4 protein-coding genes and 2 pseudogenes are annotated in these 15,167 nt (G+C 69.2%); 3 read left to right on the top strand and 3 right to left on the bottom strand.

Features of this window, described 5'->3' with window-relative positions; genetic code table 11:
* Positions 1-23: 23 nt before the first annotated feature.
* Together BLR33_RS26840 and BLR33_RS36785 are read right to left on the bottom strand one after the other, a co-directional pair.
* Positions 24-869: a prephenate dehydratase gene (locus BLR33_RS26840; RefSeq protein ID WP_093787208.1), complete on the bottom strand. Its 846-nt coding sequence runs from the start codon at positions 867-869 to the stop codon at positions 24-26.
* A 389-nt stretch (positions 870-1,258) separates the two neighbouring features.
* Positions 1,259-6,175: a LamG-like jellyroll fold domain-containing protein gene (locus BLR33_RS36785; RefSeq protein ID WP_265737051.1), complete on the bottom strand. Its 4,917-nt coding sequence runs from the start codon at positions 6,173-6,175 to the stop codon at positions 1,259-1,261.
* Positions 6,176-6,542: 367 nt separating this feature from the next.
* On the opposite strand from BLR33_RS36785, the gene BLR33_RS26830 reads away from it, so the two are divergent.
* Entirely contained in the window at positions 6,543-13,484 is a 6,942-nt protein-coding gene (locus BLR33_RS26830) for an RHS repeat-associated core domain-containing protein (protein WP_093787207.1), read from the top strand.
* Between the two features lie 53 nt (positions 13,485-13,537).
* Positions 13,538-14,209 carry a hypothetical protein gene (locus BLR33_RS34835; protein WP_176930512.1) on the top strand — a complete coding sequence of 224 codons (672 nt, stop codon included), beginning with the start codon at positions 13,538-13,540 and terminating at the stop codon, positions 14,207-14,209.
* 204 nt (positions 14,210-14,413) lie between these two features.
* Here BLR33_RS34835 and BLR33_RS26825 read toward each other — a convergent pair.
* Positions 14,414-14,710 (bottom strand): annotated as a pseudogene (locus BLR33_RS26825) (tyrosine-type recombinase/integrase); the annotation flags it as partial.
* On the opposite strand from BLR33_RS26825, the pseudogene BLR33_RS26820 reads away from it, so the two are divergent.
* Positions 14,697-15,167, top strand: a pseudogene (locus BLR33_RS26820) (hypothetical protein); the annotation flags it as partial. The pseudogenes BLR33_RS26825 and BLR33_RS26820 sit on opposite strands and share 14 nt — an antisense overlap.

Below are 15,167 nucleotides of genomic sequence, written 5' to 3'. Positions count from 1 at the left end.
CCCTGAGCGGGTAGCGGCACCTGCTAGCGGGACTCCGTGCGGTGGGGGTGGGCGGGGTAGGTGCCCAGGATGCGGACTTCGGAGGAGAAGAAGTGGAGCTCTTCGAGGGCCAGGGCCACGTGCGGCTCGGCGGGGTGGCCCTCGATCTCCACGTAGAAGCGGCTCGGGTTGAGGCCCGCGCCCATCTGGTAGCTCTCGATCTTCGTGAGGTTCACCGCGTTGCTCGCGAAACCGCCCAGCGCCTTGTAGAGAGCGCTCGGGATGTTGCGCACGCAGAAGAACAGGCTGGTCATCATCGGGCCCTCGGGCGCTTCCGCGGCCGGGGAAGCGCCCTCGCGGGACAGGACGACGAACCGCGTCGTGTTGTCCGGGTTGTCCTCGACGCCGGCCTGGAGCACCTCCAGGTCGTACAGGCTGGCCGCGAGCGGTGGCGCGAGTGCCGCGTGCCGCGGGTCGCCGAGTTCGGCCACTTCGCGGGCGGCGCCCGCGGTGTCGTCGGTGACCAGCGTGCGCCAGCCCCCCTTCCGCAGCACCTTGCGGCACTGCCCGAGCGCGTGCACGTGGCTGCGTACGCACTCGACCCCGGCGAGTGACGCCCCGCGCACCCCCACCAGGTCGAAGCGGATGGCGAGGAAGTACTCCGCGACGATCGACAGCCCCGACTCCGGCAGCAGGTGGTGCACGTCGGCGACCCGGCCGGCGGTCGAGTTGTCCACGGGGATCACCGCGAGGTCCGCCGTACCGAGGGTCACCGCGTCCAGCGCCTCCTCGAAGCCCGTGCAGGGCAGCTCCGTGCAGCCGGGGAACAGCTCGCGCGCCGCCGTGGACGAGTTGGAGCCGGGTTCGCCTTGGTATGCGACTGTCGTCATGCGTGTCACCGTTCCGCCGTGAAGGAGCTGCCGCGGCCCGGCGGGAGCCCCGCCGTGAACCGCGCGTGCTGCAGGAGCGGGGCGGCACCGGCCGCCGCGGACTCCCCGAGACCGCGCCCGCCACCTGGCTGGTACGGGAGCGCCTCCCTCGTACGCTACTGCCACCACCGCCCCCGCTGCCGCGCCCGCCCGCGATGCGGTCACCGGGGACTCTTCTCTGAGGGGTCAGCCGCTTGCGCAAGCGGTGAGCCCTACCGGGCGTGGGACCCGCACGTCGCGGGTCGTCCGGGGGCCTGGCGGGCAGCAGGGGGTCTGGTCGAGTTCCCCTGGCGGTGGTGAGCGCGCGGCCACCCGCAGTAGTAGGCCGCGCGCTCTCACTGAGGGGGTGGTCAGGGGATCTGCTGGTAGAGGGCGGTGACCTGGTTGGGGTCGAGGGTGTAGTTCCAGGCCTGGAGATCGCTGATGGCCCCAGGGAGGTGGTCGCCGTCGGCGCCGTTGTACTGGTCGTGGCCGGCGGTGAAGGGTCCGGTGGCGTTCCAGGAGGTGACGCCGGTGGCGGTGGCGGCCAGGGTGCCGTTGACGTAGAGGCGGGCGGTGTGAGTGGTGGCGTTGTAGGTGCCGACGAGGTGGGTCCAGCTGGTCGTGGCGCCGGTGGTCGCCGCGGTCCAGAAGCCGGGGCTCGCGGTGTCGGCTTTGGTGAAGCTGAGCGCCCAGCCGGGAGCACCTGCGGCGGTGTAGTTGTACTGCAGGTAGAAGGGGCTGTTCACGGTGCCGGACTGGGCGGCGACGGTGGCGTTGTGGGCGGGGAGCGAGCTGAGTTTGACCCAGGCGGAGAGGGAGTAGCTGCCGGTGGTGTCGAGCGCGGGTCCGGTGCTGTCGGCTTCGCCCGTGGCGCCGTCGAAGGTGAGGGTTTCGCCGCGGGTGGGGTCGTCGGTCCAGGTGGTCGTCCCGGCGAGGGTCAGGGGTTCGGCGCCGACCCCGGTGGTGGTGTCGTTCGCGGTGGTGGGGGTGTCGGTGGGTGCGGTGTCGGTGGCGAGGGTGAAGCCGTCGCCGTCGTCGAAGTTCCAGGTGTCGTGGGGGGAGATGATGGCGAGTGTCTCGGCGGCGTAGCCGGCGTCCGTGAGGTTGACGTGATCGCCGGTGTCGGCGGCGGTGGCGAGTTTCTCCTCACCGGTGGTGGAGTCGGGCACGGCCAGCGCCGTGTCGAAGTCTGCGTTGTAGACCGGCGCGGTGTCCCATGGGGTGCCCAGGGGCATGCCGCTGAGCCAGTCGTTGACGGCGGTGCGGTTGGTGTCGGTGTCGGCGGTGCAGGGATCGTCGGGGGTGGCCCCGCTTCCGCCGTATCCCTCGCACGGGGTGAGAGAGGCGATGGTCGTGGCGATGCCCCAGCCTTGGAGTTGCTGGACGAGCGCGGTGTAGCCGTTGGATTCGAGTGCGTCGCTGGTGGTGCCCTGGAGGAGGTCTTCGAGTCCCTCGGTGATGACGACGTTGCTGATGCCGGGTTGGTCGAGGAGGTCGCGGTCGATGCGGGAGAGGACCGCGGGGCCGCCGACCGTGTTGCCGTTGTAGGTCTGGGGGTTGTCGGTCATCAGGTCGTTGGACTCGATGCCTTCGGCGATGGTGCCGTAGGGGTGGGGGGTGGTGGGTTCGGCGTCGGCCAGGGCGTCGGAGACGCGGGTGCCGTTGGTGACGGGGTGGGTGTTGGGCTGGAAGGCGTCGATGAGACCGTCGCCGAGTACGGCCTGGGTGGGGGTCCCGGCGGAGATGACGTCGAGGTTGGTCACCAGGTCGGTGTACCAGCCGTTCCACTGCTCGGCGAAGGGGGTTCCCGTGGTGTCGGTGGTCTTGTCGCCGGCGCCGACGGCGGTGAGGTACTCGTAGGCGGTGTTGGCGAACGAGTGCTGCACCAGATAGGGCACGGAGTTGGACAGCTGGTAGGAGACCAGCAAGTACTGGCCGGCGGTGACGGAGAAGCCCAGCGGGTCACTGTAGACGGAGCCGCCGGCGGGGATGGTGACGGACTGGGCGCCGCCGAACTTCAGTGTCGCCGGTGCTCCCGCGGGTATCGGGGAGGGGGATTCCGAGCCGGAGTCGACTGCGACGGTGGCGTGTCCGATGGTCAGCTTGCTCGCGCCGAGGGCGTTGTCGAGTTTGACGCGTACGGTGCCGCCGGACAGCGAGGGCTTCAGGGCGACCCGGAAGGTCTGGTTGGAGAAGGCGGTGCCCTGGAAGTTGTACTGGCCCTCGTTGGGGTTGGCCCAGGCGCCGGTCCAGGACTGGCCGTCGGGGGCGGCGGCGGTGGTGCCGGTGGCTTCGGGGGTGCCGGCGGTGGTGTTGCGGGTGGCCATGCCGAAGATGTGCAGCGTCGGGGCCTGGAAGCCGATGTGGTTGCCGACGTCCGGCAGGGTGACGGAGGCGATGGTCTTGCCGGGGTTGGTGGGGACGGAGAATGCGAACAGCCCGTGCGGTGAGGCATGGGTGCCGGTGGCGTCATTGCGGTGCGGCAGGACGACGGTGGGCAGAGAGCCGCCCATGTCCCACCAGTTGGGCACGGTCAGGACGTAGGGCACCGAGGTGCCGTCGGTGTAGGTGATGGAGCCGGTCGCGGCGCAGGGGCCGTTCGGCGTGGTGCCGTCGAAGCAGTAGGAGCCGACGACTTCTGTCCCTTCGGGGACGTAGGGGGCGGTCTGGTCGCCGTCGATGGCGCCGGGGGTGGCGAGGTTGGCGTCGGTGGCGGTGAGGAGGAATTCCAGTGCGCTGCCGGAGCCGCTGAAGCCGACGGTCTGGTTGTCGGCGAGGACGTTGTCCTTCTGGCCGGAGCCGAAGGCGGGCAGGGTGAACGTGGCGCCGTCGACGGTGACCTTTCCGCCACTGGTCCAGCCGGCATTGGCCAGGTCGGTGGCGGAGAAGCTGTCGCCGCTGCCGTCGATGTCGGCCTTCGCGGTGGCGGTGTCGGCGCTGATGGCGGTGTTGTCGAAGCAGGCGCTCAGGGTGGAGCAGGTGCTGCCGGGGTCGCCGGTGGCGAGGAAGGGGTATCCGGTGGTGCCGGAGTCGTCGCCCGCGGCGTCCACGGCGTAGACCCACAGCGTGTGCGGGCCGGGCGCGTACGGGGTGGCGCTGATCTGGCCCTTGCCGGAGGAGGCGGGCACGGTCTGCGCGGCCGGCGGGTTGCTGGTGGGCGGCGGCACGTCGAGGGACCAGACGAACTTCGCGGCGCTCGCCCCACCGGCGGTGGCGACGTCGAATGTCCCTGCCGTGCCCGCGGCTGCGCCGACGCCTCCGTCCTGGTCGGTGTTCGGGTAGAGGTCGTTCTCGGAGGTCACGGTGGGTGCGTCGGGCGCGGTGGGTTCTGCCGTGAAGTGGCAGGTGGGGGACTGGGCGAAGGTGGTGGAGTCCTCGCCGTCGGTGACTTCCGCCTGCCAGTCGACGGTTTTGCCGTTGGTGAGGGAGCTGACGAAGCTCGCGGGCAGGCTGAACTTGGCGTAGGTGCCGCTGCTGAGGTTGTCGTTGCTCAGACCGGTGGCCTTGGTGGTGCTGCCGTCGACCCAGTACTGGAAGGTGGCGCGGAGCTTGTCGGCGTCCTTGTCGGAGACCTTGGCCTCAAGGATCGGCGGGGTGCTGGCGAGTGTCTTGCCCATGTACGGGTACGGGGCGGTGGTGTCGCACGCGGCGTCGTCCGCCCCCGAGATCGCGGCCATGGTCGCGGCCGAGGGCACCGAGGGCTTGGTGTTGTACTCGATCTGCAGGCTCGGGTTGTGCGAGAAGCGGGAGAACCCGAAGTCGTTGCGGGACGACTCGGTGCTGTCCTCGCTCAGGGTGGCGGTGAAGGAGGCGGAGTGCCCGGAGGCATCGGCCTTGATGGGGGTGAGGACGTTGAAGCCGTGGCTGACGTCGCCGGCCGACGGGCACAGGTCCGGGTTGTAGCCGCGGGCGAAGTCGACGGAGGTCGAGTAGCTGTTGTACTTGGGGCGGTTGCTCCAGTCGGTGCCGGAGCCGATTCCGCCCGACCAGTGCAGGTTGACCGGGTAGGTGCCCGAGCAGGCGGCCGTGAAGACCTCGGTGGCTTCCACTGTGGCGCTGTTGATGTGCGCGCCGAAGAGTGTGGAGGAGAGCTTCCACTGGTAGATGGCGTGTTCGTCGCCGGTGTTGCAGTCGCCTTCGGCCCAGCCGTTGTAGCCGACGCCGAGGTTGCCGTTGTCGGCGAGCTTGCCGGTGCTGTTGTAGAAGGACGTGCCGGGGCAGCCCTGCTTGACCTCGTCGAAGGCCGGAGCGCCCGGGCTGGACGGGTGCCAGTTGAACGTCGGGTCGATGTAGACCGGGAAGACGGTGGTGCGCGCGGTGAGCAGGCTCTGCTGCGGTGTGAGGGTGAGCCGGGAGCCGCTGACCGAGGTCATGACCGGTGCGATGTGTGCGGCCAGTCCCGCGTGGGCTGCGTCGGACGGGTCGGCGGCCGTCGGGACCCGTGAGGCCGCGGCGCTGTGCGAGGTGTTCGCGGGCAGCGTGGTGTTGGAGTCCCACATCAGGGGCGTGGCCGCCGACATCACTTCGTTCCCCGCGTGGTCTGCGACCCTCAGCCCGTTCCCGGAGTGATGCAGGGTACCTCCCGTGACGGAGGTGGCGAGTTCGAGGGTGGCGAGGTCCGGGCGCGCTGCTGCGGCAGGTGACTTGACGACCAGCACGTCGCTGAAGCCGCCGGAGGACGTGGCGGTCAGCTTCAGATCGACCGACGGCAGCACGTCCGGGTAGGTGGCGGTCGCCCCGTCGATCTCGGGAGCCGGCAGTGCGTGCGGCCAGCGGATGGTGACGGCTGTGCCGGCGTAGGAGCTGGTCACCAGGGCGGTGTCACCACCGGCGGAGAAGGAGACCGTGCCGTACGCGGTGGCGGAAGGCGCCCATCGGCCATCGGGAGCCTGATGGAGGGCGGTGTCGACCGGGACCCAGGCGCCTGCCTTCCGTGCGCGCACGGGCTCCGGGTTCGCGTTCAGCTGGAATCCCCCGCCGGGCAGCGCGGTGACCTGTTGCTCGGGGGTGGTCAGGCTGTCCACGGCGACGGGCTGACCGGTGTCGGCGGCTTCGGCGGCGGCCTTCTGCATGGCCTGTGACTGCGCGGCATCCGGCCCGTAGCCGTCGTCGAGACGGGGCACGGCGGGGTCGGCCGGCGTCGCCGGGGTGACGGGGGCCGACTGGCCGGACGAGTAGTTGTCCTGGCCCGTGCCGGTGTCGGGCTGTGCTGGTGCGGCGGAGGCGGGCAGGGCCAGAGCGGCGGAGGCGAGCAGAGCGAGTGCGGCTACGGCGGCCGTCCTCAAGCATCCCTGCGGTCCCCCCGACCGTGCGGCTTGACCCGTCCGGGCTGGTGCGTGGTGCGAGCGCGTCACGTGATCTCCCGTCCGAAGGCCGGTGATTCCGGTCCGGTCAGACGCTAGAAGAGGACAAAAGCCCATGCCAGTGGGGGTGATAACGCGGAGTCAGCGATTCCGCCCAGTTGTATGGGAAGTGTGTCGAATTAGTAAAAGTGAATATCGGGTCATGTGTTGGTAATGGGAGTTAGGCAGGTCAGGGGGGTTGGTAGTTTCCCGGCGGATGATCGCGTGCCGTCACGTGATCGGTCACCGAGGGTGAGGGGTGGGGCACGTGGCTTCTGGCTGGGCACGGCACCGGCGACGAACGGCGAGGATGTCGGCCGGAAGCACGCCACGCTCGCTGCGGGCGTCCTCGCTGCGCGCGTTCACCGCTGTGGCAGGTGCTCTGGCGGTGTGCGCGGCGCTGCTTCAGGCGGTTCCGGCGCAGGCGTCGGCCCCCGGCAAGCCGCCGGCCCCGCCGAAGGCGACGTCGGTCCCGGTGACCGCGGTGGTGTCGAAGTACGCCAAGCCGAAGCCGATGCCCAGCTACCGGCCGAGCGCGGCGGTATGGCCGTCCGGCAGCGCCGAAGTCGCCCTCGACGCGGACTCCTTGGGGATTGCGCAGCGGGCCGGCTCGCTCCCGGTGTGGATCGGCGCCCCCGATAAGCCCGACGCGCCGAAGCCCGCCGCCGGGAAGTCCTCGTCCGGGAAGCACGCGGCTGCTCGGCTCACGGCACCTCCCACGGTCGCCGTGAAGGTGCTGCCACGCGCCTCGGCACAGGCGGCGGGCGTCAACGGCGTCCTGCTGTCGCTCACCGCAGAGGGCCGTGCTTCCCAGACCCGTGCGGATGTCGGAGCGACCCTGGACTACAGCCGGTTCGCGGACGCGTTCGGCGGCGACTGGGCATCCCGGCTGCATCTGGTCACTCTGCCGGCCTGCGCCCTGACCACTCCGGACAAGGCAGGATGCCGCACACAGCGGCCCGTCGCGTCGCAGGGGGACGCCGCGGCGAAGACGCTGACCGCCTCCGACATCCCGCTCGAGGCCGCCTCGTCCACCACGGTGGTGGCCGCTGTGTCCTCGGCCGGCGGAGGCGGCGGCAACTTCGCGGCGACCTCGCTGCAGCCGTCCTCGACCTGGCAGGCCGGCGGCAGTTCGGACGCCTTCTCCTGGTCGTACCCGATCGTCACGCCGACCGTGCCCGGCGGGCTCGCGCCCAAGGTCGAACTGGACTACAACTCCCAGTCCCAGGACGGCCTGACCTCCTCCACCAACAACCAGGCATCGCCGATCGGTGACGGATTCGGCTACGACCCCGGCTTCATCGAGCGCTCCTACCAGTCCTGCGACCAGAACCCCGCAGGCGCCACCAAGACCCAGGACAACTGCTGGTCGGACGACGACACGCTCACGCTCTCGCTGGCCGGAAAATCCTCCACCCTCATCAAGGACGACGCCACCGGCACCTGGCGGCCGCAGGACGACGCGAACGAGCGGGTCCAGTACGAGACCGGCGCCTCCAACGGCGCGCACAACGGTGAGTACTGGGTGGTGACCGGCGACGACGGCACCCAGTACTACTTCGGCCTCGACCAGCTTCCCGGCTACGCCTCAGGCGACGCCACCACCAACTCGGTGTGGACCGAGCCGGTCTACGCCACCGCCTCCGGACAGCCCTGCTACAACGCGACGTTCGCGAACTCCTGGTGCCAGCAGGCATACCGCTGGAACCTCGACTACGTGGTGGACTCTCACCAGGACGCGTTGTCGTACTGGTACACCGACGACACCGGCTACTACGCCCGGGACCTGGGCACCACCGCCAACACGCCCTACACCCGCAGCGGTTACCTCAGCCGCATCGACTACGGGCAGCGCGCAGGACAGGTCTACAGCACGACTCCGGCCGGCCGGGTCAGCTTCACCGTCAGCGGTCGCTGCGACACCTCCGGCAGCGGCTGTGCCACCTCGACGCTGAGCTCGTCCACCGCCAAGGACTGGCCGGACGTCCCCTACGACCTGCAGTGCGCGCAGAACGCGGCCTGCACCGTCAACACGCCCACGTTCTGGTCGACATACGAGCTGACCGGCATCCAGACCCAGGCGCTGGACGGCAGCACGCTCAGCGACGTCGACAAGTACGCGTTCACGCACACCTTCCCGCCGACCGGGGACTCGACCACACCGTCGCTGTGGCTGTCCACCATCGTGCGCACTGGCGAGGACGCCCAGGGCACCGGGCCCACGACCTCGATCCCCCTGCCGCCAGTGACGCTTGCCGGGCGACCGCTGGCCAACCGCGTGGACGTCACCGACGGATACCCGCCGATCACCCGGCACCGCCTCGACACCATCACCACCGAGACCGGTGAAGTCATCAGCGTCGACTACTCCTCGGCGGCGTGCGGCAGCGCGACACCTTCCGACCCCAGCCAGAACACCAAGCTGTGCTACCCCGCCTACTGGACACCGGGCGGCCAGACCGAACCCATCCAGGACTGGTTCAACAAGTACGTCGTCACCTCCGTCACGGAACAGGACAAGACCGGCGGCGGCGTCAACGACGACATCACCACGCATTACACGCCGATCGGTACGCCGGCCTGGCACTACGACGACAGCGTCCTGACCCCGTCCAAGCAGCGCACCTGGAACGACTTCCGCGGCTTCCAGGGCATGAAGGTCACCACCGGCGTGGCCCCCGACCCGATCACCGAGACCGACTACACCTACTTCCGCGGCATGGACGGCGACACCCTGCCGAACAACGGGACGCGGTCGGCGACGGTGACCGACTCCCGCGGCGACCCGGCGGTCACCGACCTCGACCAGTACGCGGGACTGCCCTACGAGGCCATCCGGTACGACGGCACGGGCAGCGGAAAGGTCGTCACCGACACCATCACCGACCCCTGGACGTCCGCGTCCCGCGCCACCCACACGCTGACCGGCGGCCTACCGGCCCAGCACGCCTACCTCACCGGGGAGAGCCGCGAACGCGTCTACACCCCGTTCTCCGACGGCCGTACCGGTGAGACGGAGACCGACTTCACCCACGACTCCTACGGCCGCGTCACCAAGACCGACGACCTGGGCGACGTCAGCACCGCGGCCGACGACCAGTGCGCCACCGTCACCTACGCCGACAACACCACTGCCTGGATCCTGGACGCACCCGACGAGAACACCACCGTCGCGGTCGACTGCTCCACCACGCCCTCCTTCCCGCGGGACGCCGTCTCCGACACGCGTACCTACTACGACGGCTCCACCACCTTCGGTGCCGCACCCACCTCGGGCACGGCGACGATGACGCAGAAGGCGTCCTCCTACAGCGGTTCCACGCCGGTCTTCACGACCACCTCCAGCAGCACCGTCGACGAGTACGGCCGCACACTGACCGACACCGACGCGGACAACCGCACCACCACGACCCACTACACCCCGGCCACCGGCGCGTCGCCGACCTCGGTCAGCGTCACCGACCCGAAGTCGCTTGCCACGGTGACCACGTACGACCCGCTGCGGGATCTGCCCCTGACGTCCACCGACCCGGCGAGCTACGTCACCAAGCACCAGTACGACGCCCTCGGCCGGTCCACCGCCGACTTCAAACCCGGCATCACGTCCGCGGTCGACAAGCACACCTACACCATCTCCGCCAGCGCGCCCTCCCTCGTCACCACCCAGACCCTGAACAACGACGCCAATGACACCTACCGCACCAGCGAGGTGCTCTACGACTCGCTGCTGCGGCAGCGCGAGACGCAGACCGCCACCGAGGACGGCGGCCGGAACGTCACCGACACCGTCTACAACACCGACGGCTGGCAGGCCAGCACCACCGACCCATACCACAACGGAAGCGCCGTCTCCACGACCCTCGTCCAGGCGCAGGCCAGCGACATCCCGTCCGCGACCGGCTACCTCTACGACGGGGCAGGCCGGCAGACCGCCGCGATCTCCTACAAGCTCGGCACCGAGACCTGGCGCACCACCACCAGCTACGGCGGCAACGTCACCACGACCGTCCCGCCCAAGGGCGGCGTCGCGCAGAGCACCTTCATCGACGCCCGCGGCAACACCACTGCCGTCTACCAGTACCACTCCGGTGTGCCCGCCGACCCGGTGAACGACCCCGCCGCGGACTACTCCGCCACCCGCTACACCTACGACGCGAGCGGCAACCGCACCGGCGAGACCGACGCGGCCGGCAACACGTGGTCATGGACGTTCGATCTGCTCGGCAACCAGGTCTCCGCAGCCGACCCGGATGCGGGCACCACCACCTCGACCTACGACGCCGCCGGCCAGCTGCTCACCACCACCGACGCCCTCGGCCACCAGGCCACCTACGCCTACGACGCCGACGGCCGCAAGACCTTCAGCTACGACACCACCGGTGGCGCCGCGCCCTCGGCCGCGAACGAGACAGGCGCGTGGACGTACGACACCGTCAAGAAGGGCCTGCCGACCGCCACGACCTCCTACCAGAAGGGCACCAGCAGCCCGTCGGTGACGAACACCGTCCTCAACTACAACGGGCTCGGGCTGCCCGGCAGCCAGCGGGAGACCCTGGCCAACCTCCCAGCAGCCGACGCCGCGCTCGAACCCTCCGGCGGCTACGTGACCAGCCGCACCTACACCGCCGTCAGCGGGCTGCTGGCCAGCCGCTCCTACGCGGCCGCGGGAGGCATCGCCGGCGAACAGGTCCTCTACGACTACGACCTGTACGGCCAGCCCATCAGCGCGGGCAGCGACAGCACCACGATCGGCTGGGACTACGTATCGGCGGTCGGCTACGACGAGTTCGGCAAGCCGCTGCAGTACACCATGGGCACCTCCGGCAACTGGGCCGCGCTGGCCTTGACCTACGACCAGCAGACGCAGCGGCTGACCAACGCGCAGACCACCACCGCCACGTCGTCCACCGTCGTCGACAACACCTCCTACTCCTACCAGGACGCAGCCGTGTCCGGCGGGGCCGGCCTGGTCACCTCCACCACCGACAAGCAGAACAGCGGCGCCGTCACCGACCAGCAGTGCTTCGACTACGACTACGCGACCCGCCTGGACGCGGCGTGGACCGCCACCGACGGCTGCGCCGCCACCCCCGCACCCGGGGACAGCGCAAGCGTCGGCGGCCCGCAGCCGTACTGGCAGTCCTGGACGTACGACGCGGCCGGCAACCGGGCCACCCAGACCGACCACGACACCAGCGGTGAGGTGGCCGGGGACACCACGACCACCTACACCTACCCTGCGCAGGGCTCGGCCGACGACCAGCCGCACACCTTGAACGGGACCACGGCCTCCGGCCCGGACGCCACCGCGCACACCGCCTCCTACACCTACGACAAGGACGGCGACGAGAAGAGCGTCACCACCCAGGCCGGCACCCAGACCATGGACTGGAACGACCAGGGAAAGCTGGCCTCGCTCTCGGACACCGCGACCGGCGGAACCACCACATACCTGTACGACACCGACGGCAACCTGGTACTGCGGACCGATCCGGGCCAGACGACGCTGTTCCTGGACGGGCAGCAGGTCGTGGAGGACAACGCGACACACGCGCTGACCGCGACCCGCTACTACGACCTGGACGGGACCACGATCGCGGAGCGCTCCAGCAGCGGCGACGTGCAGTACCTGATCCCGGACCGCCAGGGCACCGACACCCTCGCCATCGACTACCAGACCCTGGCCGCCACCCGGCGCTCCTACCTCCCCTTCGGTGGCGAGCGGACGGCGCCCTCGGTGTGGCCGGGCGGGGACGACGGCTACGTGGGGGGCACCCCGGACGCGGCGACCGGGCTGGAGAACCTCGGGGCGCGGGAGTACGACCCGTCCAGCGGGCGGTTCCTGTCGGTGGACCCCGTCTTCGAGGCCGATGACCCCACACAGATGGGGGGCTACGACTACGCGGGCAACGACCCGGTCACCGGTTCGGACCCGACGGGCACGATGCTCTACGACGACGTCACCGGGCTCGGGTTCGGCAACGTCCAGGGGATGCACGACTGGTACCACGACCAGGGCTACACCGACAGCAACGGCCACGCGACGGCGAAGCTGAACAGGCTGCTGTACCAGCAGGCCGTCAGCTACTACACGTACCAGTACGAGCTGGCGCACCCGCTGCCGAAGCCCAAGGCCAAGAAGAAGAAGTCCCGGTGGGGCTCCTTCACCAGCGACATCGCCAAGGGCGCCAAGATCGCCTACCACGCCTCCGGCGCTTCGGACGTCGTCGGCTGCGTCTCCGACCCCTCGCTCGGCGGATGCGCGAAGGCCGGGGCCCTGGTGGCGGGCTTCGTCTTCACAGGCGGCGAGGACGAGTTGGAGATCGCGGCCTACGAGGCCGGGGAGGAGATGGCCGAGAAGGAGGCGGCCGACCTCGGCGAGGACGCCGCCGCCTGCGTGGTGCGGCCGCACAGCTTCACCGGCGACACCCCGGTCCTGGAGGCGAACGGCACCAGCGAGCCCATCGCGGATGTCGAGGTCGGCCAGCAGGTCCTGGCCACCGACCCGCAGACCGGGCAGACCGCGGCCCGCACGGTGGAGAAGGTCATCAGGACCACCACCGACCACGACTTCACCCAGCTCACCATCACCCCGGCCGCAGGCCCCCAGCCGGACCGTACGAAGTCCGGCCCGGTTGCTGCGCCGAAGCCGGCCACCCTCACCACGACCTGGCACCACCCCTTCTGGAACGCCACCACCCACCAGTGGGTCGACGCCTCCCACCTCACCCCCGGCACCCACCTCCGCGAACCCAACGGCACCGACGCCACCGTCACCGCCGTCCGCAACTACCACACCACCGCGGTCACCTACGACCTCACCGTGGCGGGTCTCCACTCGTACTATGTACTGGCGGGTGGCACGCCGGTACTCGTTCACAACTGTGGTACGGGACCCAGCGATGAATTGCTTGATCTTGCGGACGCAAACATCGGCAGGACGAATGTCGCTTCAGAAGTCACGTCCACGAATGGAGCAAAAGGGTACGGCGTGAGTTCCGCGCGCAACCCTTCAACCTTGACCCCTAAGGTTCGGGAAGCAGTTGAAGAGACCGGTCACCATGGCGGCTGTGCAGAGGTGGGAGCATTGTGCGACCTTGAGAAGCAAGGGGCGCCGCTCGTAGGGGCTAAACCAGCAGCGGTAAAAATCGCTGGAGGTAGTCAGGGGTATGACTACGCAGAGCATGGAGAAGAGCTGCTGCCCTGTCCGGCATGCCAGCGGATGTTCACGTACCTTAATACGCAGGGGTGAAGATGGAGGATAATAGTGCCGGGTTGTCCTCAAGGGCCAGGCGATTCCTTGAGATGGAATCATTGAAGGAAGGCGCAGAGGCGGAGCGAAAATTCTCTATCGACGTGGAGAGATTGGGGGAACCGGTTCGATCCAGGAAGGTTGAAGCACTCATTGCGCAAGTCGGTGAAGTAAACCGCGTATATGGTGGAATGAAAGTCACAGTGCCCGACGGAGCTCTTGCCGGTCAGCTCGAACTAGGTTCTACCGGACGGTTGCAGGCATGGCAAGCCGGGGATGAATATGTCGTTCGGGTGGCGCGACACAATGCAATTCAGTGTGCGCTGACGCTCTCTGATTCTGGCCGGATTGGGAGTTCCTGGGGCTTTGATTTTTGGCCCTTGTTCGATGGCGTTGGACACATGGTAGAAAATATTGCAATGTGGAATTCGCTTCGTGGGTGGCGATTTGCTGCGCTTTTCAGAGGTGAGCCGCAGAGAGTCTTGGGCTTGTTGGATGACGGTTCATTGCAGTTGGATTTGGTCGCCTCTGGCAGCCTTGCCCAGTGGTGGGTATCTGACGACTATGCATTGTCAGTAGAGCGCTTTTTGAATCCGGGGTACGGTGATGTCCCCCAGGTCAGCGTCCTTGCGCGGACCAGGCTGCTCGCTTTGGATGCCCAATCGCGGATGGAGGAGTTGGGCTTCGGAGGATCCGGGCTACATCGTGTGGTGGGCGGACAGTAGCGGGTCACGCGGTTGGCGTGGTCAACTCTTCACTCACCCCTACCTCGCTCACGACCTGAGGCTGCGACGACGCGCACGTACTTCGGCGGTGACGGGAGCACGAGGTGAACCTGTCTTGGCGTGCGAAGTGTGCGTAGAGGCCCTGCCGGAAATGACTTCCGGCAGGGCCTCTGGGGTGTCTGACGGCAGTAGTTGACGGCAACGTCAGTGGACAGGTGCTACACGAAGTGGTGGTTCGCCGCCTTCGTCGGGTCGGGTGGCGGACTCGTGGGGGTTACGGAGGGCGTTGCCGAGGAGGTCGATGGCGTGGCGCTGGAGGCGGAGCCGGACGTGGGCGTACACCGTCGCGGTCACGCCGATGTGAGCGTGACCCAACAGCTCTTTGATGACGACCAGTTCGACGCCCTGCTCCAGGAGCAGGGTTGCCGCCGAGCGCCGGCGGTCGTGGAAGAGGATGCGGCGGAGCGTGGCCCGGCGGAGCAGGGTGTTGAAGTGCCGGGTGGGGCTGCTCGCGGCGGCCTCCGGCAGCGGGGGGCACGGGTCCGGGACGCCCGCCCTGCGCTGGGGCACGCTCGTCGCCGCCGGTCTCACACTGGTCGCGGGGCTGGCCGCGGGCCGGCTGCCGGGCCTTCGGGTGCGGTCGGCCGCTCTCGGGCTGGGCGCGGGCCTGGGCTTCGGCGTGGTGACGCTGGCGGTACGCCTCATCCCCCATCTGTCGCCCGGCGCGATCGTGACCGACCCGGCGACGTACGCCCTGCTGCTGGCCGGCGGCGCGGGCTTCCTGCTGCTCACCTCGGCCCTGCAACACGGCTCGGTGACCATCGCCACTGCGGCCATGGTGCTCGGCGAGACGTTCGGCCCGGCGATCGTGGGCGTGGTGGCACTCGGCGACCGCACCCGCCCCGGCCTCGCCCCGCTCGGCGTGGCGGGCTACGGCCTCGCCGTCCTCGGCGCACTC

The sequence above is a fragment of the Actinacidiphila guanduensis genome (genome assembly GCF_900103985.1).
Classification (GTDB): domain Bacteria; phylum Actinomycetota; class Actinomycetes; order Streptomycetales; family Streptomycetaceae; genus Actinacidiphila; species Actinacidiphila guanduensis.
The sequence above is the reverse complement of the archived record's forward strand: the minus strand, read 5'-3'. Positions and strand labels throughout refer to the sequence as shown.

Bases quoted from the DNA above. Each gene is read 5' to 3' on its own strand.
- BLR33_RS26830 (WP_093787207.1), top strand. From the start codon at position 6,543: ATGTCGGCCGGAAGCACGCCACGCTCGCTGCGGGCGTCCTCGCTGCGC.
- BLR33_RS26840 (WP_093787208.1), bottom strand. From the start codon at position 869: ATGACGACAGTCGCATACCAAGGCGAACCCGGCTCCAACTCGTCCACG.
- BLR33_RS34835 (WP_176930512.1), top strand. From the start codon at position 13,538: ATGGAATCATTGAAGGAAGGCGCAGAGGCGGAGCGAAAATTCTCTATC.